This is a genomic window from Brevibacterium picturae (assembly GCF_900105045.1).
In the GTDB taxonomy this organism is placed as follows: Bacteria; Actinomycetota; Actinomycetes; order Actinomycetales; family Brevibacteriaceae; genus Brevibacterium; species Brevibacterium picturae.
The window spans coordinates 2,047,416-2,068,648 of the sequence record NZ_LT629739.1 but is presented as its reverse complement, the minus strand read 5'-3'; the positions used below and the strand labels follow the sequence as shown (position 1 = coordinate 2,068,648).

The following is a 21,233-nucleotide window of genomic DNA, read 5'->3' as shown; positions in this document are numbered from 1 at the left end:
TGGCCCAGAAACTCATTGACTACGACAAAGAGTGGTCGGCCATGATGTCCAGGAGCCCCGAAGAGATGGAGACTCCCCAGGAGATCGTCGACTTCTTCGTCGACACCGCCAACTTCCCCGGCGGATTCGACACGAAGTACGCCCCTTCCAGGCTCATCGGAGCCGACGCCCAGCAGGATCTGGCGCAGGACTTCCCGCTGGGCATGCGATTCAAATCCGCGCCCGTGTCCCGAGTCGCAGATACGACCACGGTCCACGTCGGCCACCCACTTCCGGGCCGACGGACGTTGGCGGCTCTATGCATTCGCCGACGCCGACGGAAGCGCCGTGGCCGATCGTGCCTCCTGGCTGGAAGACTCGGAAGACTCACCTGTCAATCTCTTCAGCCCGGAAAATACCGATATCGTCAGCGTCTTCGATGCCAAGGTGATCTATCAGCAGAGCTATCACGACATCGACCTGGCAAAGGTGCCCCGTCTCTTCTTGCCGAAGGTCGGCCACCTTCAAATCATCGATTGGGAGAAGGTCTACTCCACCATTGAAGACGACGATATCTTCGACAACCGCAGCGTCGACCGTTCGGGTGCCCTGGTCATCGTCCGTCCTGACATGTACGTGGCACACATTCTGCCCTTGAGTGCTCGGGCCGAGCTCACCGAGTGCTTTGCGCAGAGCATGGTGCGGGAGAAGGTACTGACCATGGCCTGACCCGGTGAGAGCAGCCCTGCAAGGAAGAGACCATGCCGGGGTAGAGGACCTCCGCCCTGGCATGGAGGCCCTCAGCTCTGACCCGGCCGGCAGATTCCGTCGAGAACAAACCCAGTTCGCCGATCGTAGTCCGCCCTGGAGGGGCGAATTCCAAACTTGAGGGCCAGTGAGTTGTCTACGGCCATTGCCTGGAAGTCATCTGGAGTGACCCCTTCGGAAAGAGCACCCGTCGCCCGTCCCTCCTCCACCAGTTGCTCGTGGAAGCCTCCCCCAGCGCGACAGAGCTCCATGAGCGGTTCCGAGTCGGGGAACGCCTGTAGGAGAACGTCATTGACCGCCGGCAGTCGGTACTGAAGATCTCGGATGGCACCGACGTAGAATCGGATCCGCTCTCCGACGCCGCACACGGAACGAGCGTCATCGATGATGTCCGTCAGCTGGGTCGAGACGACTTCGTCGATGACGGCATCGATCAGCCCGATTCGCCCGCCGAACCTGTTGAAGATCGTCGCCTTGCTCACCTCGGCGGAATCGGCAATGTTCTCCAGCGGTGCAGCAAGCCCCTCGACGCGAAACACATCGATCGCGGCGGCGCGGATCCTCTCGACATTCCGGCGGGCATCCATGCGCAGCGTCGGCCCGGAATCCCTACCGCCCATCCTCAGCCCCTCTTTGCTCGAACATAACTTGACTCACTCAGTCAGTTTACCGCAGAGTGGATGTCGGCACTAAGTTGACCTCTTAGGTCAACTTAAGGGACGTGTCCTCTATCAATGCCGGTCATCTGACCGGACTTCAGCGAAAGGCCATCACCATGATCATCGTGACCGGAGCGACGGGGGCCCTCAACGGGGTCACCGTGGACCGCCTCCTCGACGAGCTTCCCCCAAGCGACATCGGCGTCAGCGTGCGCAAGCCCGAACACGCACAGCAATTGGCTGACCGAGGAGTTCGCGTCAGACAGGGAAGCTACAACGATCCCGCCGCCCTGAGACACTCGTTCGCCGATGCCGAGCAGGTACTTCTCGTCTCCTCGAGCGACGTCACCGCGGATGTCAACGCTCAGCACAGGACAGCCATCGATGCCGCAGTCGAGGCCGGTGCCCAACGGATCCTGTACACGAGCTCTCACGGGACAGGCTTCAACACCCCCTATCCGCCTCTGGCGATCAACGCTGCCGCAGAGCAGCACCTGGCCGAATCGGGCGTGGCATGGACAGCTCTGCGCAATGGATTCTATGGGGACCTTAGTCAGCTGCTCGGCCCCTGGCAGGCAACGGGCACGATCGCCAAGCCGGCGGATGGCCCGTTCTCATGGGTCGACCGGCGCGATGCCGGCGAAGCGGCTGCGAGGATCCTCACAAGCGATGAGCCGTTCGACGGCCCAGTCGATCTCACGCCGCCTACATCGGTGACTCTCGCCGACTTCGCCGAACAGGCTTCCGAATTGTCGGGCCGACACGTCGAACGCATCGTTGTCGACGATGAGAAATGGGTGGTTGGAGAAATAGCTGCCGGGGTGCCGGAGGCCGCAGCACGCTTCACTCTGGCGATGTTCCAAGCAACGCGAAGCGGTCACTTCGCACAGCCCGGTCTCACTCTGTCCCGCCTCCTCGGACGGGAACCTCGCAGCATCGCTGATCAGCTGGCGGCGGAGCAGTTCGTGAAAACGCGGTGACCTGACCCGCCGACCGCTGTGGCCCGGGCGCTGTGCTCCGAGCGCTTCAAGGACTCAAGCCGGCAGTTCCGCCATCGACCAACTCGTTGCGGATGTCGACCTTGAGAACCTTGCCGACCTTGGACCTGGGAAGATCACTCCAGGCGTCGATCCGCTTCGGAGTCTTGATGCTGCCGACTCGTGCTTTCACATGATCACGTAGATCCTCCATCGTCACCTCACCGCCTCGGCGAAGCTGGACCACAGCGGTGACCATCTCACCCCAGTGCTCATCAGGCAGCCCGATGACCGCGCAGTCCTGCACATCGGGCTGGGACAGCAATGCCTGTTCCACCTCGGTGGAGTAGACGTTGAACCCGCCGGTGATGATCATGTCCTTGGCCCGATCGACGACGAAGAGGTAGTTGTCCTCGTCGAGGTATCCGATGTCACCGGTGTGATGCCAACCGAATCGCGTCGCCTCATCGGTCGCCTCTGGATTCTTGTAGTAACCCTCCATGACAAGAGATCCGCGAACGACGATCTCGCCGCGTTCGCCTCTGGGCAGGATCTCGCCGTCGGCAGACATCACCTCCACCGTGCACAGCGGGGAAGGCCGGCCGGCCGAACTCAGACGCCCCTTGGCCAAGGACCCGTCGGGCAGAAAATGATCCTGAGGTGCCATCGTCGAAATCATCATGGGTGCCTCAGTCTGCCCGAACAGCTGAGCCATGATCGGTCCGATCCTCTCGATCGCCTCCTCCAAGCGCACCGGCGACATGGGCGCCGCCCCGTACCACAGGCATTCGAGGGAGCTGAGATCCGTGGAGTCGAGACCCTCCTCGGCGAGGATCATGTACACGATCGTCGGCGGCAGGAACGAGTGGGTCACCCCGTGCTCTTCGACCTTGGCCAGGAACGCTGCGACATCGGCACCGCGCATGATGACGATCTCCCCACCGAGGGAGAGGATCGGAAAGCACAGGACCCCGGCGGCGTGCGTCAGCGGTGCCATCGCAAGATAGACGGGCCTCTTCGCGAACGGATAGGACATCAAGGTCAACGCGGTCATCGTCTCAAGGTTCCGATTCGACAGCATCACCCCTTTGGGACGCCCGGTTGTGCCCCCGGTGCCGACGACCATCGCCAGATCCCCCACGGGTGCGCCCGAAGCCTGCCGGTTCCCTCCGGCGCCGAGGAACTCTTCCCACCCGAGGACCCCTTTTTGTTCGCCATCCAGGCACACCCAGGTGCCGACCATCGGAAGGTCGGCTCGGATGCGGTCGACCAGCTCCGCGTAGGCGCTCGCGAAGATCACGACCCTGCAGTCTGAGAGCTCCAGCAGCTCGCGGTTCTCCGAGGCCTCGTTGCGAGGATTGATCGGACACCACACCGCACCGATCCGGCTGATTCCGAAGACGCAGGTGAAAGCCGTCGGATCATTGCCAGAGATGATGGCGACCTTGTCCCCAGGTTTCACTCGTCTGGCAGCGAGCCCGGCCGCGATCTCTGCAGACAGTGACTGCACCTGTTCGTAGCTCAGGGTCGCTCCGTCGGTGGTCAGGCATGGAGCTTTCGGGTCGATGGAAGCGCCCTTGTCAAGGAAGTCGGAGAGTCTCATCATCGTTCCTTCGCGTCGGTTTCGGACTGTCGGTTCTCGGCAATCAGATCGTCATCCTCAGTTCTGGACCGTGAGCACCGGTTCGGCAACCAGCCCGAATTCCTTCAGCACACCCAGGAGTGCTTCGTGACCGAATGCCTGACAGCCTGAGGCGAATCCCACCCGCCGAGGTGCCTGTTGGATCAGGTGGTAGGCGAAGTAGGCCTGCAGCAGTCCGGTCTGCTGATAGTTGCTGTTGCCGTGGATGACGCAATGTGCCCGCCCCAGCGGTCCACTGGCATGAACCGAGTCCAGTGACTTGTTCACCAGCGGGTTCTCCCTGGGCGGCATCTCACTCATGACTTGGGCGGCAGTCTCGGTGAGCACCTTGTCGCGTTCGGCATCGGACATGTCCTTGGTCTGTTCGAGCGCATTGGCCACGATGACCGGCACACCTTTCATCAGCGCGGTGTTGAATACGCCGCCCTGTGCCTTGACGTTGGCCACGCGCGGGTCATTCTTGAACCACACCGGGTGGCTGGTTCCACCCCAGGGGAGTGACTGTGCCAGCTCGTGCTGACCGGGAACGACGAGCGGGACCAGCCCCTCGTTGGGGTCGAATTCGCTGTAGGCATTGCGTTCGAGGTAATAGGCCTTCGAGGTCGCGGCGTTGACGAGGATCGTCTGCGTCGAGGCGATCGTCGGGCTTCCGCCCCAGAACACGGCGATGTCCAGGGTGTCCAGACCGGGCTTCTCGAGGCACAGGTTGGCCGCGATCTCTCCGATCGTGTACATCTGCGCCAAGCCCGGTGAGAGCAGACGGTTCTTGTCCGCGAATTGCTGACCGTACTGCTCCTGACAGGTGATCAGCCAATCCTGCTCTCCCGAGGTATCGGAGTAGTGGACTCCCGCAGCCAGTGCCGCTTCGACGACGGTGGGACCGTACTTGCTGAACGGGCCGACGGTATTGATGACAACCTCGGCGCCGGAGAAGAGCTCGGTCAGTGCTCCGATCTCGTTGTCGACGGCCTTGACCTCATAGTCCGCGGTCTCGATACCGGGAACATTGGTGTCCATCGATTCCTGCAGGCGCTGCTCACTTCGTCCGGCGGCGATGAATGGGACGCCGTACTGGCGCAGATACTCACAGACGATTCGTCCTGTGTAACCACTCGCTCCGTATACGACGATGGGTTTCTTCTGCTCGGGCATCATTGTCTCCTTTGAGTAGATGGTGGTCAGTTATGTCGATCGTGTGCTGAGGTGTGCTTTTGGGATGTGGATAAGGGATCGAGGCGGTAAGACGGCCGTCTCGGGCGGACGTCACATACCCATGCCGCCATCGACCTGCAGAGCGGCTCCGTTGACGAATCGCGACTCATCTGAGGCCAGGAACATGAGTGCGTCTGTGATGTCCTTCTCTTCTCCCAGACGCCCCGAAGGAGTCAGATCGACGACCGCGGCAACGGCGGCTTCCGGGCTGTCGAACAATCGGAGTTCCGATACGTCGTTGGCCAGGCCTGCACCCATCGCGTTGGGCACCAGACCGGGGAAGATGCAATTGACACGAACCCCGTATCCGAGCTTTCCGCTCTCCATAGCGGCGACTCGGGTCAATCGGTCGATCGCTGATTTCGTCGCGGAGTAGACCGAGATTCCGGGGAAGGCGATCGTCGCCGCGACCGACGCCACGTTGATGATCGTTCCTCCGCCTTCAGCGGCTCCGCCAGGTCGCATTGCCCGCAGACCATGTTTGAGACCGAGGACCGTTCCGAGCACATTGACGTCGAGCATCTTCTTGGCATCAGCAGGGTCGATATCGGTGATCAGACTGGTGATCTCCAGTCCAGCGTTGTTGATGACGATGTCCAACCCGCCAAATGCGTTGACCGTTGATTCGATCGCGGCCTGCCACGAAGCATCGTCGGTGACATCCAGCTCGGCGAAATGGTGGCCCTCGCCCAGATCCGAAGCGACCTCGGCGCCGCGCTCCTGCAGATCAGCGATGGCGACCTTGGCTCCTGCACCGGCGAGAGCACGGGCGTACGACTCGCCCAGGCCCTGAGCTCCACCTGTGACCAACGCTCGACGCCCGGTCAGATCGTATATTGACATGTTCGGCTCCTTTGCCTGCGATTCATGGGTGAGACAAGCGTCACATTCATTCTTGACAAGTGTCAAGACCAACTGTCCAGACCATTGAGTCAGACCATTGAACAAACAATGCCCTGCAGATACCATCAAAATGTGGCAATCACTCAGACACCGCGGAATCCTGCCCGGAGCAGACGGGGAACGGGCAGTTACGACGAGCGTCGAATCAAGCTCGCAGAATCCGCGCTGAAGACCCTCGGGGAGCTGGGTTATGCCCGAACGAGCCTGCGCGACATCGCCGCGAACTCCGAGTTCAGCCACGGTGTGGTCCACTACTACTTCCGCGACAAGACCGAACTCATCGTCTTCTGCGTCCGGCATTACAAGACGCAGTGCATGCACCGTTACGATTCGGTCGTGGAGGCCTCCACCACAGCAGATGAGCTGCTCACCGGATTCGCGGACAAGTTGGTGGAGACAATGACGGAAGAACCGTCGATGCACCGCCTCTGGTACGACCTGCGCTCCCAGAGCATGTTCCAGGAGGAGCTGCGCGAAGATGTCCACGACATCGATCGTGGTCTCGAAGACATGATCTGGCGCGTCGTCTCCCGCTATGCGGACCTCAGTGACAGCCGCCCGATGGTCGAATCGAGGGCAGCCTACTCAATGTTCGACGGCATCTTCGAAAGCACTCTGCGCGATTTCCTCGCCGACCGTTCAGGTGCGGTCGACTGGATCAGGGCGCAGGTGACGAGTCTGCTTCCGGCACTGTGCGCACCCGTGGACTCAGCCTCGAGCTGACCGCCCGACTGCCGTGGAGACGACGAAAATCACGGCAGCAGCACGATGATGGTGTGGATGACGAGGCCCACCAGGGCACCGATCACGGTTCCGTTGATGCGGATGTACTGCAGGTCTTTGCCGACGTAGAGCTCGATCCGCTCAGAGGCTTCCTTGGCATCCCAGCGTTCGATCGTATCGGAGATGACGCTGGCGATCTCGGGACCGAAACTCTCGGCCAGGTCTCCGGCTGTCGTGGCGATCCGGTCATCGATCTTCGCGGCGAAGTCCGAGTCGTTCTGAAGTCGGCCGGCGAATTCTCCGATCAGCTCCGAGATGCGACCGCGCACCTCACCGTTCGGGTCGATGATGGCTTGGCGCAGGAGCTGCTTCAGGCTGCCCCAGATCTCGAGCACCGAGTCGATGACCCCTGACTGGCTGAGCAGGTCGTTGATGATGACCTCTGCCTTCTCCGACAGTGGAGTCTCGGAGTTCAGGTCATCGGAGAGGTCGACGAGCCAGGCGTCGAGGGCCTGACGTGCCTTGTGGTATTCGTTGTCACGCACGTCGGCGACCCAGCCGAGGACCTCTCGCTGCAGTCGGTTGGATAGCTGCTCATTGACGAAGTCGGGGACCCACGATGGGGCCCGGTTGTGGACGATCTCATCGATGACCTGCGGATTGTCGCTCAACCATGAATACGCCTCGGCGACGATGAGGTCGACGAGCTTGTGGTGCGCACCGTCGAGGACGATCTGGCGCAGCAGCTGGGCCAGCACCGGGGTCTTGCGGGTCGCGACCAGGCGGGGGATGATGACGTTCTTCGTCAGCGCCACGACGGATTCGTCGTCGATGCGCGCCAGCACGTATTCGAGCCCACTGGCGGCACGGTCGACGACGAGGTCACGATTGTCAGACCTGCCCAGCCACTGCCCGGCACGATGGGACACCTCGGCGGAGCGGATCTTCGTCGACACCGCCTCGGCGTGGAGGAAGTTCGCAGCGACGAACGCGGACAGGCTCGCGCCCAGCGTGTCCTTCTTGCGCGGAATGATCGCGGTGTGCGGGATGTGCAGACCCAGAGGGTGGCGGAAGAGTGCGGTGACGGCGAACCAGTCAGCGATCGCACCGATCATCGCGGCCTCCGAAGCGCGGGAGACGAAACCCCAGACCCCGGTGTTCTCGGTAAAGATGTGGGTGATCAGGAAGATGAGGGTGGCGAGGATGAGCAGCGACAGTGCAAGTGCGCGCATCTTGCGCAGACCCCGCGCCCGTTCCTGATCCTCCGGCGTCAGTTCACTCGGACCGCCGAAGCGCGGCACGGATGGTGCTTTTTCGATCGACATCGTTACCCCCTGATCATCGACTTTAGCGAAATACCCGCCCGACATGCGCATCGGCAGGCTGTGCCGAAGCTGGGAACCTGAGCCCGGGCCCAGTTGTCCGAGCTGTGTTCCCGCTGACGAGGGCCGCGTCGGCGGGCCTGAGGCAGACATGCCCTGTTGCCGCTCGGGGCCATGCGGCCGGTCGGCCCCTGTTGCCAGCCGCCTCAACGTGTTGGTATGGGGAGCAGGTACATTCGACGATTTTCAGGAGGATGACATGGCGGAGAATTTTTCTGTCGGCGATCATGTGGGGTGGAACTCGGAGGCCGGCGAGGTCTCGGGCACCATCACAAAGGTCCACACCTCAGACTTCGAGTACAAGGGGCATAGTCGTCGCGCCTCTCAGGATGAGCCGCAGTACGAGATCAAGAGTGATAAGACCGATCACATCGCCGCTCACAAGGGATCTGCGCTCCACCGGATCGGCGACAAGTGAGTGCTGCGCAGTTTCTCACCGTCGGACATTCGAACCGTTCCCTCCAGGAGTTCATCGAGCTATTGACGGAGAACGCCGCCGAGGTGGTCGTTGACGTCCGCAAACTGCCCGGCTCGAATAAGAATCCCCAGTTCAATGCCGATATACTCATCGATTCCCTGGCCGAATCGGGCATCGAGCTGCGGCGGCTCGAAGGTTTGACCGGCAGGCGGCCCGTGAACCGTGATATCGACTTCGAAGTCAACGGGTGGTGGACGAACCGCAGCTTCCACAACTATGCCGATCACACCCTGACCGAGGAATTCCGGACCGACTTCGACGAGTTGATCGAGTGGTGCGAGACGGGCCGCTGTGTTCTCATGTGTTCGGAGGCCGTGTGGTGGCGCTGCCACCGGCGCATCATCACCGACAACCTGCTCGCCCACGACTTCCCGGTCACGCACATTATGGGCAGGAACCAGACCACTGCCGCGGAACTGAGCGCCGGCGCCGATGTCGCTCAGGACGGGAGCGTCACCTACCCGGCAACGGACTCAGCCAACCCTATCGGTGAACCCACTGATTCATAGGGATTCGTGGACGATCGCAGCGATTCGTGGGGATGGGCAACGATTCGCAGGTAACAGAACGTCGATTTCGCACGCTCGAATCAACGTTCTTCTGCCTCCAATTCGAGCGTTCCCCCGATAGGCTCACTTCATGGCATATTACGAAGAGCGCCAGCGGGCAGAGTCCTTCGGTCAGGCCGCTCGGAACTACGATGCGTTCCGCCCGAAATATCCTGAAGCCTTAGCTTGTCGCCTTTGATGCGAACATTACTTTGGGCTGCCCTTCCCTTTGCAGCAAGGCTAGCCCTTGACTGAAATATCGTCCTTTCGGATCACAATCGTTTGGCCGTCCTCAGCCATGCCGTCGATAGCCTCCTCCACGTGCACGGCCAACAGCCGCCACGCTGCATCGTCAGATGTCAACCCGGGCTGTGCCCAGATCGTCTCCGGATGCTGCCCGGCAATATCATTGATTCGCTCTTCCAAGTCCGCTTGAGTGGACTCAACAACCGCCGATTTGGGCAACACCGGATCGACGGTACGCAGAGCAAAAGACGTCTGGCTGATGCGTTCCACGTGACCGAAAGATTCCAATGCCGCTGCGAGGTCATCTAGGGTGGGTTCTATCATTGCGTCACTTCTTTACTTGCGCGGACGAGCGGTAATGACATTGTAAGAGTCTGCGGCAACCACAACCAATGGATCGTAGGCCCGCAGAACTGACATTCGAGGAATCATTGGTCTAGTCCCGAAACTCGTGGCTGTCGATGGTTCTCAACCACTCGGCGCAGTTGACCATGGAGCCGAAAGAACGGGACCGGATGTTCGCCGAAATGACTGCAGCCATTCTAGACAGCGGCCTCACTGCCCACAACGAGGCGCAGCTTATTCTCGCTCGCCCTTCAGACTGACACTATTCCTGAGCTCACATCCTCCTTCGCACCCGAACACCACACCAAACAGTCTCGAATGGCGAGAGCAGCTGATCTCACTGACATTTCGGGCGTAGTGTGGCGGGGTCTGGTCACCGCTGTCCCGCACGGAAGGGACCCGACCAGGTTTCCACCGCAGGCTGACCGGACGGTTTATCCCCGTACAGTCAGGAGCAGCCGTGCCAGCACAACCGGCCGAGGCCACCATTTCCGAGATCACCGATCTCATCACCTTCGACACAACGAGCCGGGATACGAATCTCCCGCTCATCGACCACGTCGAGGAACGCTTCACGGCTGTCGGCATTCGGTCCCGGCGCGTACCCAACGCCGATGGCACCAAGGCGAACCTGCTGGCCACACTGCCTGCCGCCGACGGTTCGACCACAGGAGGAATCGTCCTCTCCGGGCATACCGACGTCGTTCCCGTCGACGGTCAGGACTGGTCGAGCGAACCCTTCGCCCCGCAGATTCGTGACGGCAAACTCTACGCGCGCGGCAGCGCGGACATGAAGTCCTTCATCGGAGTCATCCTCGCCAAGCTGCCCGAACTCACGGCCGCGAATCTCACAGAACCCATCCACCTGGCCTTCTCCTATGACGAGGAGATCGGGTGCGTCGGTGCCATCGACCTCGTCGACACCATCACCGAGGCGGGACTGACTCCCCGCGGCTGCATCGTCGGCGAGCCCTCGAGCATGCGCGCGATCCGCGGCCACAAGTCGATGAACGTCTTCCGCGTCGACTTCCACGGCATCGCGGCGCACTCCTCCCTGACTCCTGAGGGCGTGAACTCGATCGCCTACGCCGCCGAGTTCGTTGCCTTCGTCCATGCCGTCGCCGCCGAGTTCAGAGATGAGGGTCCCTTCGACGAGAACTACGTCGTGCCCTTCACAACGGTCACGGCCAACACCATCTCCGGTGGCATCGCCATCAACACGATTCCCGCCGAGGCGAGCGTGCAGTTCGAGTTCCGGTCCCTGGGCTCCGTCGACCGGAAGGCCCTCATCGAACGATTCCGCGCCGAGGCCGATCGTCTCGCGCGGCAGATGCAGTCGTTCAATGCTGCTGCCGGCGTCGACTTCACCGTGGAGGCCGCTGCCCCCGGTTGCGAGACTCCGGCCGATGCCGACATCGTCTCCCTCGCCGCGAGGTGGGGCGCGATCACGACCGATGACAAGGTCACCTACGGCACCGAGGCGGGGCTGTTCTCCGACGCCGGCATCCCCACCGTCGTCTGCGGACCCGGAGACATCGCCCAGGCGCACGCTCCTGATGAGTTCATCGAACTCGAGCAGATCGCGGCCTGCGAATCGTTCATCGACAGCCTCGTCACCGACCTCAGCGAGACGGCCGCAGCACCCGCTGCGCCGTCGTCGTCCACCACGACCTCCACCGCAGAAGAAGGCATCTGATATGAGCTCCTCCACACAGAGTTCGCCCCCACCACCCGTGATCGAGGCGACTCCGGAGCGTCTGCTCGCCGCGCGGAAGGCGGTCATCTCCAGCTCGATCGGTGCAGCGCTCGAGTGGTTCGACATCATCGTCTTCGCCTCGTTTGCGGTCGTGATCTCCGAGATCTTCTACCCCGAGGGCGACCCGGTCTTCTCGCTCATCCTCACCTTCGCCACCTTCGCGATCTCCTACCTGGTCCGACCCATCGGCGGCCTCGTGCTCGGACGGTTCGCCGACCGGCACGGACGGAAGCCCGCCCTGACGCTGACCCTGTTCCTCATGATGCTGGGCACCCTGCTCATGGCGGTGGCGCCCACTTACTCTCAGATCGGGATCTGGGGTGCTCTGATCATTCTGGCGTCCCGGCTCCTGCAGGGTTTCTCCGCCGGCGGCGAGTTCGGCACGGCCACGACCTTCCTCGTGGAGACCGCACCGCACCGGAAGATGTACTACGCCTCCTGGCAGATCGCGAGCCAGGGAGCGTCGATGGCTCTCGCCTCAGCGTTCGGGTTCGCCCTCAACACCTATCTGACAGACGACGCGCTCCACTCCTGGGGTTGGAGAGTGCCCTTCTTCATCGGTCTGCTCGTCGGGCCCGTCGGCCTCTACATCCGCTCCAAGCTCGACGAGACCGAGGAATTCACCTCCCGTCCGCCCGCCAAGTCGCCTCTTCTCACTCTCTTCGCCCACCATTGGGGCCGCATCCTCGCAGCCTCGGCGTCGGTCGGAGTCGCCACGATCTCCGTGTACATGATCCTGTTCATGCCGACCTTCGCCACGTCCAATCTGGGCATCTCGCCGACGGCGGCCTACCTCGGCGGCATTGTGGCGGGCCTCATCTGCCTCATCGGTTCGCCTCTGGTCGGAAAACTGGCAGATCGCTTCGGTCCGGTGCGGATCATGACCATTGCCGCGATCGCCGCCCTGGTGCTCGCATGGCCGCTGTTCCAGCTCATCGTCACCCAGCGCAGCGTTACCGCGTTCATCTTCGTCATCGCCGTCCTCGGCGTGATCATGGCCTTCTACTTCGCCCCGCTGCCTGGCATGCTCTCGACGCTGTTCCCCGCCGAGATCAGGGGCACGGGGCTGTCAACGGCCTACAACCTCGGTGTGACGCTGCTCGGCGGAATCGCCCCGCTGGTGCTCACCTGGCTCCTCGACATCACGGGATCACTGAACTCGCCGAGTGTCTACTATATGGGCGTCTCGGTGCTCTCGCTCATCGGCCTGTTCTTCATCCGAAAGCACTACGGACAGCGTTGAGGCAACGTCGTGGAGGCGCCTGCCTCCGGTGGCAAGCCGCATAGTCAGCCTGCTCGCACCACCACCGTGGCCTGCCCAGGGGACCCCGACCTTGATATCCTGACGCCATGTACTGACCGTTGACTCCCCGGGAACATGAGGTCGCGCTGACGATGGTCCGCCACGCTCACACCTCACCTGATGAAGAGGACCGTGCCGCGTTCACCAGAGAGCAGGAAGAGGCCTGGGATCCTCCGGCTCTCATCACACAACAGCAGCGTGTGACCTGGGAGAGCAATCTCGCCGAGGTGGTCGTGACCAACCCTGCGACTGCGGTTCCTGCCCGTCGATCGGGATGCGGCCGGTGACTCGCGTCGATGACGACAGCAGAGACGACACCGGTGGGCGGGGAGATTTCGCGAAACGAGTCCTCCTCGACGCCACCGTCGACGGGTGCATACTGCTGCTGTTCATCGATGACGACAGCCCCAGCTATCTCGAATTGGCTCCTGCCGATGAGGAGATCTTCGCGGAATTCCCGCCACCCGAGCGCATTCTCTTCTGAAGACTGCTGATCGCCGAAGCACACTCAGCGCGCCACCCCGCGCGCCCTGCGCGCCCCAACGCTGAGAGCATACGAAAACGTCGAGGGGACACTGTATAAAGTGTCCCCTCGACGTTAAGGTCTGCTTTCGACCACGAGTCTGGCTGACCACTGGTCCGCCGGACTCGTTAGTGAAGAAGCCGAAGAAGCATCAGGCCTTGCCGACGACCTCGAACTTGGCGTCCGCGGTGATCTCGTCGTTGACGCGCACGGTAGCGGTGTAGCTGCCGGAGGTCTTGACGTGGGCAGGCAGTGCAACCTGACGACGATCGAAGTTGTGTCCGGTCGCGGTATGCAGCGCCTCGGCCACAAGAGCCGGGGTCACGGCGCCGAAGAGGCGGCCGTTCTTGCCGGACTTGAGCTCGATGCGTGCGCTGGAGGATTCCAGCTGACCCTTGACCTTGACTGCTTCATCGTGGTCGGCGATCTGCTTGGCCTGACGAGCCTTGCGCAGAGCAAGGACGTGCTTCTCAGCACCGGCGGACCATGCGGATGCCCAGCCACGGGGCAGGAGCAGGTTGCGGGCGTATCCGGCGCGAACCTCGACGATGTCGCCTGCGGCTCCCAGACCATCAACTTCCTGGTTCAGAATAACTTTGCGATTAGGCATGTTCTCTCCCTCCGATCAGCGAGCAGTGCTCGAGTAGGGCAGAAGTGCCATCTCGCGGGCGTTCTTGACGGCCTTTGCGATGACGCGCTGTTCCTGCACGGTCACGCCGGTGACGCGACGAGCACGGATCTTGCCGCGGTCGGAAATGAACTTACGGAGCGTAGCGGTGTCCTTGTAGTGGATCTTCGCCGCTTCGCCCTTCTTGAGCGGATTAGCCTTCTTCTTGATAGGCTTCCGGATCTCTGGCTTGGCCATGAGTATCTCCTGATTTACGAAATGTCTTGAACGTGTTTAGAACGGTGGTTCATCGGCGCCCGGGTTGCCCCAGCCGCCGTTGCCGCCCTGTGGACTCGATGATGCCCATGGGTCGTTCGCCGGTGCGTTGTTCCCCTGGCCGTAACCGCCCTGGCGCTGACCACCCTGCTGCATGCCGCCCTGTTGTGGGTTGCCCTGCTGCGGGTTGTTGCCCCAGCCGGAGGACTGCTGCTGACCGAAGCCACCCTGCTGGGGGCCTCCGCCCTGCTGTCCGCCGAAGTTACCGCCGCCGGAGAATCCGCCTCCGCTGCGTTCGTTCTTCGTCACCTGAGCGGTGGCGCGTCGCAGGCTGGGGCCGACTTCGTCGACATCCAGTTCCATGACGGTGCGCTTTTCGCCCTCTTTGGTTTCGAAGGTCCGCGACTTGAGGCGGCCCTGTACGACGACCCGAGTACCGCGCTGCAAGGATTCGGCTACGTTTTCGCCCATCTCACGCCATACCGAGCAGCGAAGGAACAGGGTTTCCCCGTCCTTGAACTCGTTGGTCTGACGGTCGAACATACGCGGCGTCGAGGCCACGGTGAAGTTTGCGACTGCCGCACCGTTGGGTGTGAAGCGCAGTTCGGGATCACTTGTCAGGTTCCCGACAACCGTGATGACTGTTTCGCCTGCCATTGACTGCTCCTTGAAACGAGGTGCTTGACGCTATTACTTGGCGTCTGGGCGGAGGATCTTGGTGCGCAGGACGGACTCGTTGAGTCCGAGCTGGCGATCGAGTTCCTTGGTCGTTTTAGGCTCTGCGTGGAAATCAACCACGACGTAGAAGCCTTCGGACTTCTTCTGGATGTCGTAGGCGAAGCGCCTGCGTCCCCAGATGTCCACGTTGTCGACGGTTCCGTTTTCAGCCGGGACAACCTTCATCAGTTTGTCCACGGTGTCAGCCAACGTCCGCTCTTCGGTTTCGTTGTCAAGAATGAGCATGAGCTCGTAATGACGCATGTGTCACCCACCTCCTCTGGTCTTTGCGGCCATGGTCGTTCCATGGCAGGAGGGTATATGCATGTCCGCTCCGTCCCCCACGATGGTCGTGAAATGGGAACAGACCTACACAGTCTAGTGGAAGCGCGCCTGTGGTGTCATGTCGAACTCCCGTGCTCTTGGCCACTGGTCTTGCCTTCGACATCGTCGACCCGCCGAGGTGGTTCGACCGGGACCAGGCGACCGCGGATCCGGCGCCGGTAGAGATTCTCGCCTGCGCAGATGACGACGGCGATCAGGGTGAGCAGTCGCAGGAGGGTCAGGAGCGCGATGAAGACTGGTTCGAGGCCCTTATCCGGTTCGATTGCTGCCACGTCGCCGAGGTGGATTGCGATGGCAAAGGCCGTCTCGGCCAGAGCCCAGGTGATGAGGATCCACCAGCGGCGAACAGCGAGGGCGAGGAACGGCAGGATCCACAGGCTGTCCCAGGGCATCATTCCGGGCGCCAGCAGCAGGCACCCGCCGATCAGCAGACAGGCGGCGACGGCTGGATCGAGGCCGGTTCTGCGCACCATGTACAGGGAGATCGCGACTGCGGCGATGACGCCTGCGCTGCCGATGATCCACACCGGCGCCCACACCTCGGCGGTTCCGAGGCGGGCCATGACCAGGATCGAGGCGAACGATCCTCCGTCGACGGCGTCGGTCATCCAGTGCACGATCCGGTCGATGGCGCTGCTGTCGATGACGAGGATGAGCGCCGAGGTGATTGTGGCGGCGGCGAGCATCATCCGCGGATCTCTGGGCCTCAGTCTTCCTGCCGGGCGTGGCCCGGTCAGGCTGAGTGCGAGTAGAACCAGCAGGGCAAGCGGGTTGATGAAGGCGGCTATCCCGAGGAGGACCCCGGCCAACCACGGACGCTGTGTCACCGGCGACGATCCGACGAAGATGACCATGGCCCAGACGCTCAGCGCCAAAGCCACCGGGTCCAGGGTCGAGCCCAAGGTGAAGAGGATGACCGGTGAGGCGAAGGCCGCGACCAACCAGGCGCGCTGCCGGGCGAGGACCAGCAGTGCGACGCCCAGCGCGGCGAACGCGATCACATTGATGATGAGGACGAATGCCATGAAGACGGAGACATCGTCGGTGACGAGCTTGAGCAGTTGGACGAAGCGGGCGTCGATCGCGGACAGACCCGCCATCCCACCCTGGGAACGTCCCAGTGCTTCTTCAGGGTTGACCTTCCCGAGAAATGCCATCGACAGCGGCCCCGCACACATCCTCGCCGAGGCGGACGGCTGTTCGTAGCCCGAGCTCAGGCACGGCCCCTGCAGCGCGAGGGCGAGGAATGTCATCAGGCCGAGGATCCCGGCGAAGATGTAGGCCTGGCCGCGACGGAACTGCGCCCCAGCTGATGCGAGGTGAATGCCCTCCGGACCGCCGAGCAGAGGCTCGGCGATCCGGGTGCTGCGCTTAGAAGGCATGACTAGAGGTTACCGGCCTGCGGGCCGGTGGATGGACTAATCGGCGTCGCCGTCCGATCCTCCGAGAATACCATCCTCATTATCGCCCGGTGGCTCCGGATCGTTGGTCTCTGGTGGTGGCTCCGGATCGTTGGTCTCTGGTGGTGGCTCCGGGTTATCCCCATTCGCACCATCGTCAGAGGAGCCATTGTCCTCGCGACCGTCGTTGGAACCGTCGGAGTCCTTCGAGTCCTTAGAATCTTTGGAATCCTTCGAGCCGTCCTTCTCGTTATCCTTGCCATTGTCTTCGTCGTCCGTCGGCTCATCGCTCGGTTCGTCGACCGGGGCCTTGTCCTCGGAGTCGTCGCCACCGCCGTCGCCACCGTTGTCGCTGCCGTCCTCCCTGGGCGCCTTCGGTTCAGGCTCGGGCGCGACCGGCTCATTCGTGTTCTCAGGCTTCGGCTTATCTGGCAGTTCACCGCGTTCGGGGAACTGCTCAACCTTGGTTCCCTCCAGAGCGGCCTTCATGTATTCCGTCCACACCTCGACCGGGAAGGAGCCACCGGTGACCGAGCTGCGTCCACCGTAGGCACCGATTGACTTCTGCTTGCCATCAACCTCACGGTAGAGGACCACCGAGGTCGCCAGGTTCGGCGTGTAACCAGAGAACCATGCAGCCTTATTATCTGTGGTGGTACCGGTCTTGCCTGCCGCAGGGCGGCCCAGATTCTGTGCATAACCGCCTGAGCCGCCGGTGATGACGTGGGTGAGCGCATAGGTCGTCTCGGCCATGACCGCCTTATCGAAGACGCGATTGCCCTTGGTCTCTGACTTGTAGACCTCTTCGTCGTCCTCACCCTGAGTGACCTTCTTGATCGAGTGGGCATCATGTTTGACGCCGTTCGAGGCGAATGTCGCGTATGCGTTCGCCATGTCGACGACCTTGACGCTGGCCGTACCGAGCACATTCGACATATTCGGAGTCAATCCGATTGTGCAATTGCGGGTATCACCGGTCTCCATCTGCATTTCCGTGCAGTTTCCGCTGAGTCCCGCTCGCTGTGCAACATCGACTGTCTTTTCGGGTCCCACCTGGATATTGAGCGCCGCATAGGCAGTGTTGATCGACGACTCCGTTGCCTTGAGCAAGGTCACCGGGCCATAGCTGGCACCACCGTAATTGTGTGGTGTCCACGAGATGCCCTCGGAGTTGAATGTCGTCGGGCTGCCCGGATATCTGTCGGTCAGACGAACGCCGTTCTCCAAGCCCGCCACCAGCGCAAAGGGCTTGAAGGTCGAACCGGCCTGGGCATGGCCCTGAGTCGAGACGTTGAACGCCTGGTCCAGATAGTTCTTTCCGCCGTAGAAGGCTTCGATGCCACCGGAGTTCGGATCGATCGACACCAAACCAGCCTGCAGTCCCTCGGGCTGATCGGGCGGCAGGTCCTTGATGGCCTTTTCGGCCTCCTTCATCCGATCCTTGTCGAAGGTGGTGGTGATGTTGTAGCCGCCCCGGTCCAGCTGGGCCTCGGTGATGTCGAGTTTCCGCAGAGCCTCACGACGTACGTATTCCCACATGTAGCCTGTCTGGCCCTTGAGGGACTCTTCCTTGTTCGCCTCCTGCACCTCGGGCATTTCGACCTTGGCAGCCTGCTCCTCGGTGATGAAGCCCTCATCGGTCATCGACTTCACAACATAGTCGAAACGCGCTTCGTAGGCTTCTGGATTGTCTGCCGGATCGGCAGCACCGGGACGCTGAATCATCGCGGCGAGCAGTGCGGACTCGCTGACATTGAGGTCCTTCGCCGACTTGTCGAAGTAGTTCTGGCTGGCGACCTCGATGCCATATGAGCGGCGTCCCAGGTAGATCGTGTTCAGGTAGTTCGCGAGGATCTCGTCCTTGCTCTGCTGCTGATCGATCTTCAGCGAGATGAACATTTCCTTGACCTTACGATCCATGGAGTGCTCATTCGTCAGATAGAAGTTCTTCACATACTGCTGTGTGATCGTCGAACCGCCGCCGGCGTACTGGTTCGTGACGACGCCGAGAACTGCACGGGAAATACCCGTGATCGAGATTCCGCGGTTCTCATAGAACGAGGTGTCCTCGGCGGCGATCGCGGCCTTCTGCATCGGCTCGGAGATCTCTTCGATCGGCACCGACTTGCGATCTTGGACCTTGTACTGGCCGATGGGAGTCTTGCCATCGTTGTAGTAGATGGTTGAGGTCTGACCTGTGGCCTCGATATTGGGCTCAGGGACGTCGGTGACGGCGTAGCCGATGGAGAACAGCACGCACAGGGCGATGATGACGCTGAGCCCGCCCACGACGAGCAGCCGGATGCTGGGCAGAAAACGCGTCCATCCGCTCACACCTGTGCGCGGATAGTTCAGAATGTTCTTTGTTTGTCCCTTAGCCACCCAAGGTCCTCCAGGTCAGTTAGCCTGCCGCATTGCGTGGCGACGAGGTTCGATAAGGTCACACGTGAGCTTCAGTGTGGCACGCATTCTTTGGAACGGCATGAAAATCCCCTGAATCCAGCGGCCACTCATCCCATACATTACTTGGAAGTGCAAGTGAGTAGCAGTGCATATGCACTCTCACCAGGGATTTTACCGTCCGCCTTGGTCATCAACCACATCCAGTGCGGAATTGCTCACATTCAGCCACATATTCGACTATCAGCTCTTGAGGTCGAAGTCCGTGTCTGCGTACTCCTTGCCTTCGACGGCCGGCTCACCGCTGAACGGGTGCAGCTGGTCCTCGCGGGCCCGGAGCTCGACGCGTCGGATCTTGCCCGAGATGGTCTTGGGCAGCTCGGAGAACTCAAGCCGGCGGATCCGCTTGTAGGGGGCAAGGTGCTCGCGGCAGTAGGCGAGGATGGCCCGAGCGGTGTCCGCGTTGGGCTCGAATCCGCCAGCGGGAACGACGTAGGCCTTGGGCACCGCGAGACGGACAGGGTCCGGCGAGGGGACCACAGCCGCCTCGGCGACGGCCTCGTGCTCGATGAGCACGCTCTCGAGTTCGAATGGGGACAGTCGGTAATCACTGGCCTTGAACACGTCATCGGCACGTCCGACGTAGGTGATGTAGCCGTTCTCGTCGCGTTCGGCCACGTCACCGGTGTGATAGACGCCGTCGGCAAACGCCTCGGCGGTCTTCTCCTCGTTGGACCAGTAACCGCTCGTGAGCCCCAGCGGTCGAGGATCGAGGCGAAGGCAGATCTCACCCTCGTTGCCCTCTTCACCGGTCGCGGGATCGATGAGGACCACGTCGTAGCCGGGCAGCACCTTGCCCATGGAACCGTATTTGAGCTCCTGATCAGGGGAGTTGCCGACCTGCAGGGTCGTCTCCGTCTGGCCGTAGCCGTCGCGGATGAGCACACCCCATTCCTGCTTGACCCGGTCGATGACCTCCGGGTTGAGGGGTTCGCCGGCGCCCAGGGCGATCTTCGGCGGGGTCTTGAGGTGGCTGAGGTCGGCCTGGATGAGCATGCGCCACACGGTCGGAGGGGCACAGAAGCTGGTCACACCGACCCGATCCATGGTCTCCATCAGCGCATTCGCGTCGAAGCGTGAGTAGTTGTAGAGGAAGACGCAGGACTCGGCGATCCAGGGGGTGAAGATGTTCGACCAGGCGTGCTTGGCCCAGCCGGGGGAGGCGACATTGAGGTGAACATCGCCGGGAGTCAGTCCCATCCAGTACATCGTGGACAGGTGGCCCACGGGGTAGGACACATGGGAGTGGGCGACCATCTTCGCCTTCGAGGTCGTGCCCGAGGTGAAGTAGAGGAGGAGCAGGTCATCAGCGCGCGACGTGCCCTGCGGGTCGAAGCCGGTCTCCTCGTCGTCGGCGTCGACGTAGCTGTAGTCCTGCTGACGTGTGGCGTCGTCACCGACGACGATGCGCACCACCTCGGCGTCGACATCGTCGAACTTCGCAGCATCGGCGGCACCGGCGATGACGAACTCGGCCTTGCCGCGCTCGACCCGATCGGTGAGGTCGATGGGGCCCAACTGAGTGGTCGTGGGCAGGAGGACCGCGCCGAGCTTGATGCCGGCGAGCATGGTCTCCCACAGCTCGACCTGATTGTTGAGCATGATCATGACGTGGTCGCCGCGCTTCACACCGGAGCGGCGAAGGAAGTTGGCCACCTGATTCGACCGGCGGGAGAGCTCGGCATAGCTCCACTTTCCCTCGGTGCCATCCTGCTCGACGATCCACAGAGCAGGGTTGTCGTTGCCTTCGGCGACTTTGTCGAACCAGTCGATGCCGAAATTGAAGTGGTCGAAGCGCGGCCACTCGAAGCCGTCACCGGCTGCCACGGCATCACTGCGCAACTCGATCAGCTTGTCTCTGGCTGCACGGAACTCATCGGTCACAGTCATCATGGTCTCCTCACATCGTCGCCCGCGCCACACCATGTGACGACAAGCACAAACATACGCGATTTACGAAGCTATCAGTTGACGTGCCGATGAC

General features: G+C 61.8%; 22 protein-coding genes and 1 pseudogene. 10 read left to right on the top strand and 13 right to left on the bottom strand.

Translation table 11 applies throughout. The features are described 5' to 3' along the window. Positions 1–83 precede the first annotated feature (83 nt). Together BLT92_RS20865 and BLT92_RS09675 are read left to right on the top strand one after the other, a co-directional pair. A pseudogene (locus BLT92_RS20865) lies at positions 84–215 on the top strand (hypothetical protein); the annotation flags it as partial. Continuing rightward, a complete protein-coding gene (locus tag BLT92_RS09675; RefSeq protein ID WP_092105205.1) occupies positions 178–708 on the top strand; it encodes an FAD-dependent phenol hydoxylase family protein in 531 nt (176 codons plus the stop codon). The pseudogene BLT92_RS20865 and the gene BLT92_RS09675, both read left to right, overlap by 38 nt. A 71-nt stretch (positions 709–779) precedes the next feature. On the opposite strand, the gene BLT92_RS09670 is transcribed toward BLT92_RS09675, so the two are convergent. Next, positions 780–1,367 carry a TetR/AcrR family transcriptional regulator gene (locus tag BLT92_RS09670; RefSeq protein WP_092105203.1) on the bottom strand — a complete coding sequence of 196 codons (588 nt, stop codon included), beginning with the start codon at positions 1,365–1,367 and terminating at the stop codon, positions 780–782. 101 nt (positions 1,368–1,468) lie between these two features. Here BLT92_RS09670 and BLT92_RS09665 point away from each other — a divergent pair, with 101 nt between their 5' ends. Continuing rightward, the gene (locus BLT92_RS09665) at positions 1,469–2,386 is read left to right on the top strand and encodes an NAD(P)H-binding protein (protein ID WP_231939122.1); all 918 of its coding nucleotides are present in this window, start codon (positions 1,469–1,471) and stop codon (positions 2,384–2,386) included. Between the two features lie 46 nt (positions 2,387–2,432). On the opposite strand, the gene BLT92_RS09660 is transcribed toward BLT92_RS09665, so the two are convergent. From BLT92_RS09660 to BLT92_RS09650, 3 genes are all read right to left on the bottom strand, one after another. Continuing rightward, the gene (locus tag BLT92_RS09660; protein WP_231939121.1) at positions 2,433–3,989 is read right to left on the bottom strand and encodes an AMP-binding protein; all 1,557 of its coding nucleotides are present in this window, start codon (positions 3,987–3,989) and stop codon (positions 2,433–2,435) included. Positions 3,990–4,043: 54 nt separating this feature from the next. Then, complete coding sequence (locus BLT92_RS09655; RefSeq protein ID WP_092109072.1) at positions 4,044–5,177, bottom strand: DUF5938 domain-containing protein; 1,134 nt, start codon at positions 5,175–5,177, stop codon at positions 4,044–4,046. Positions 5,178–5,288: 111 nt separating this feature from the next. Further along, on the bottom strand, positions 5,289–6,080 hold the full coding sequence (locus tag BLT92_RS09650) for an SDR family NAD(P)-dependent oxidoreductase (RefSeq protein ID WP_092105199.1): 792 nt from the start codon (positions 6,078–6,080) through the stop codon (positions 5,289–5,291). A gap of 132 nt (positions 6,081–6,212) precedes the next feature. Between BLT92_RS09650 and BLT92_RS09645 the strand changes: the two genes are divergently transcribed. Continuing rightward, positions 6,213–6,863 (top strand): TetR/AcrR family transcriptional regulator, encoded by a 651-nt coding sequence (locus BLT92_RS09645; protein WP_231939120.1) that lies wholly within the window; start codon positions 6,213–6,215, stop codon positions 6,861–6,863. Between the two features lie 29 nt (positions 6,864–6,892). On the opposite strand, the gene BLT92_RS09640 is transcribed toward BLT92_RS09645, so the two are convergent. Continuing rightward, complete coding sequence (locus tag BLT92_RS09640; protein WP_092105195.1) at positions 6,893–8,188, bottom strand: DUF445 domain-containing protein; 1,296 nt, start codon at positions 8,186–8,188, stop codon at positions 6,893–6,895. A gap of 256 nt (positions 8,189–8,444) precedes the next feature. On the opposite strand from BLT92_RS09640, the gene BLT92_RS09635 reads away from it, so the two are divergent. Together BLT92_RS09635 and BLT92_RS09630 are read left to right on the top strand one after the other, a co-directional pair. After that, the gene (locus tag BLT92_RS09635) at positions 8,445–8,663 is read left to right on the top strand and encodes a hypervirulence associated TUDOR domain-containing protein (RefSeq protein ID WP_092105193.1); all 219 of its coding nucleotides are present in this window, start codon (positions 8,445–8,447) and stop codon (positions 8,661–8,663) included. After that, complete coding sequence (locus BLT92_RS09630; RefSeq protein WP_092105191.1) at positions 8,660–9,232, top strand: DUF488 domain-containing protein; 573 nt, start codon at positions 8,660–8,662, stop codon at positions 9,230–9,232. The genes BLT92_RS09635 and BLT92_RS09630 overlap by 4 nt, the downstream gene beginning before the upstream one ends. A 279-nt stretch (positions 9,233–9,511) precedes the next feature. On the opposite strand, the gene BLT92_RS09625 is transcribed toward BLT92_RS09630, so the two are convergent. Next, positions 9,512–9,841 carry a hypothetical protein gene (locus BLT92_RS09625; RefSeq protein WP_092105189.1) on the bottom strand — a complete coding sequence of 110 codons (330 nt, stop codon included), beginning with the start codon at positions 9,839–9,841 and terminating at the stop codon, positions 9,512–9,514. Between the two features lie 481 nt (positions 9,842–10,322). Between BLT92_RS09625 and argE the strand changes: the two genes are divergently transcribed. The 4 genes from argE to BLT92_RS09605 all read left to right on the top strand — a co-directional run bounded on the left by argE (position 10,323) and on the right by BLT92_RS09605 (position 13,405). Next, complete coding sequence (argE, locus tag BLT92_RS09620) at positions 10,323–11,558, top strand: acetylornithine deacetylase (protein ID WP_092105187.1); 1,236 nt, start codon at positions 10,323–10,325, stop codon at positions 11,556–11,558. A gap of 1 nt (position 11,559) precedes the next feature. Next, a complete protein-coding gene (locus tag BLT92_RS09615; RefSeq protein WP_092105185.1) occupies positions 11,560–12,861 on the top strand; it encodes an MFS transporter in 1,302 nt (433 codons plus the stop codon). A gap of 119 nt (positions 12,862–12,980) precedes the next feature. Next, entirely contained in the window at positions 12,981–13,208 is a 228-nt protein-coding gene (locus tag BLT92_RS09610) for a hypothetical protein (RefSeq protein WP_157691405.1), read from the top strand. After that, the gene (locus BLT92_RS09605; protein WP_157691404.1) at positions 13,205–13,405 is read left to right on the top strand and encodes a hypothetical protein; all 201 of its coding nucleotides are present in this window, start codon (positions 13,205–13,207) and stop codon (positions 13,403–13,405) included. Before BLT92_RS09610 ends, BLT92_RS09605 begins: the two co-directional genes overlap by 4 nt. A 190-nt stretch (positions 13,406–13,595) precedes the next feature. Here BLT92_RS09605 and rplI read toward each other — a convergent pair whose 3' ends face one another. The 7 genes from rplI to BLT92_RS09570 form a co-directional block, all read right to left on the bottom strand. Continuing rightward, complete coding sequence (rplI, locus tag BLT92_RS09600) at positions 13,596–14,054, bottom strand: 50S ribosomal protein L9 (RefSeq protein ID WP_092105179.1); 459 nt, start codon at positions 14,052–14,054, stop codon at positions 13,596–13,598. Between the two features lie 15 nt (positions 14,055–14,069). Further along, complete coding sequence (gene rpsR / locus BLT92_RS09595) at positions 14,070–14,309, bottom strand: 30S ribosomal protein S18 (RefSeq protein ID WP_009882767.1); 240 nt, start codon at positions 14,307–14,309, stop codon at positions 14,070–14,072. Between the two features lie 36 nt (positions 14,310–14,345). Then, entirely contained in the window at positions 14,346–14,984 is a 639-nt protein-coding gene (locus BLT92_RS09590; RefSeq protein WP_092105177.1) for a single-stranded DNA-binding protein, read from the bottom strand. Positions 14,985–15,017: 33 nt separating this feature from the next. Further along, the gene (gene rpsF / locus BLT92_RS09585; RefSeq protein ID WP_092105175.1) at positions 15,018–15,308 is read right to left on the bottom strand and encodes a 30S ribosomal protein S6; all 291 of its coding nucleotides are present in this window, start codon (positions 15,306–15,308) and stop codon (positions 15,018–15,020) included. A 137-nt stretch (positions 15,309–15,445) separates the two neighbouring features. Continuing rightward, the gene (locus BLT92_RS09580; RefSeq protein WP_092105173.1) at positions 15,446–16,771 is read right to left on the bottom strand and encodes a hypothetical protein; all 1,326 of its coding nucleotides are present in this window, start codon (positions 16,769–16,771) and stop codon (positions 15,446–15,448) included. Between the two features lie 36 nt (positions 16,772–16,807). Then, a complete protein-coding gene (locus tag BLT92_RS09575) occupies positions 16,808–19,171 on the bottom strand; it encodes a transglycosylase domain-containing protein (RefSeq protein ID WP_231939119.1) in 2,364 nt (787 codons plus the stop codon). A gap of 261 nt (positions 19,172–19,432) precedes the next feature. Further along, positions 19,433–21,139, bottom strand: a complete 1,707-nt coding sequence (locus BLT92_RS09570) for an AMP-binding protein (RefSeq protein ID WP_092109069.1) — start codon at positions 21,137–21,139, stop codon at positions 19,433–19,435. Between the last annotated feature and the right edge of the window lie 94 nt (positions 21,140–21,233).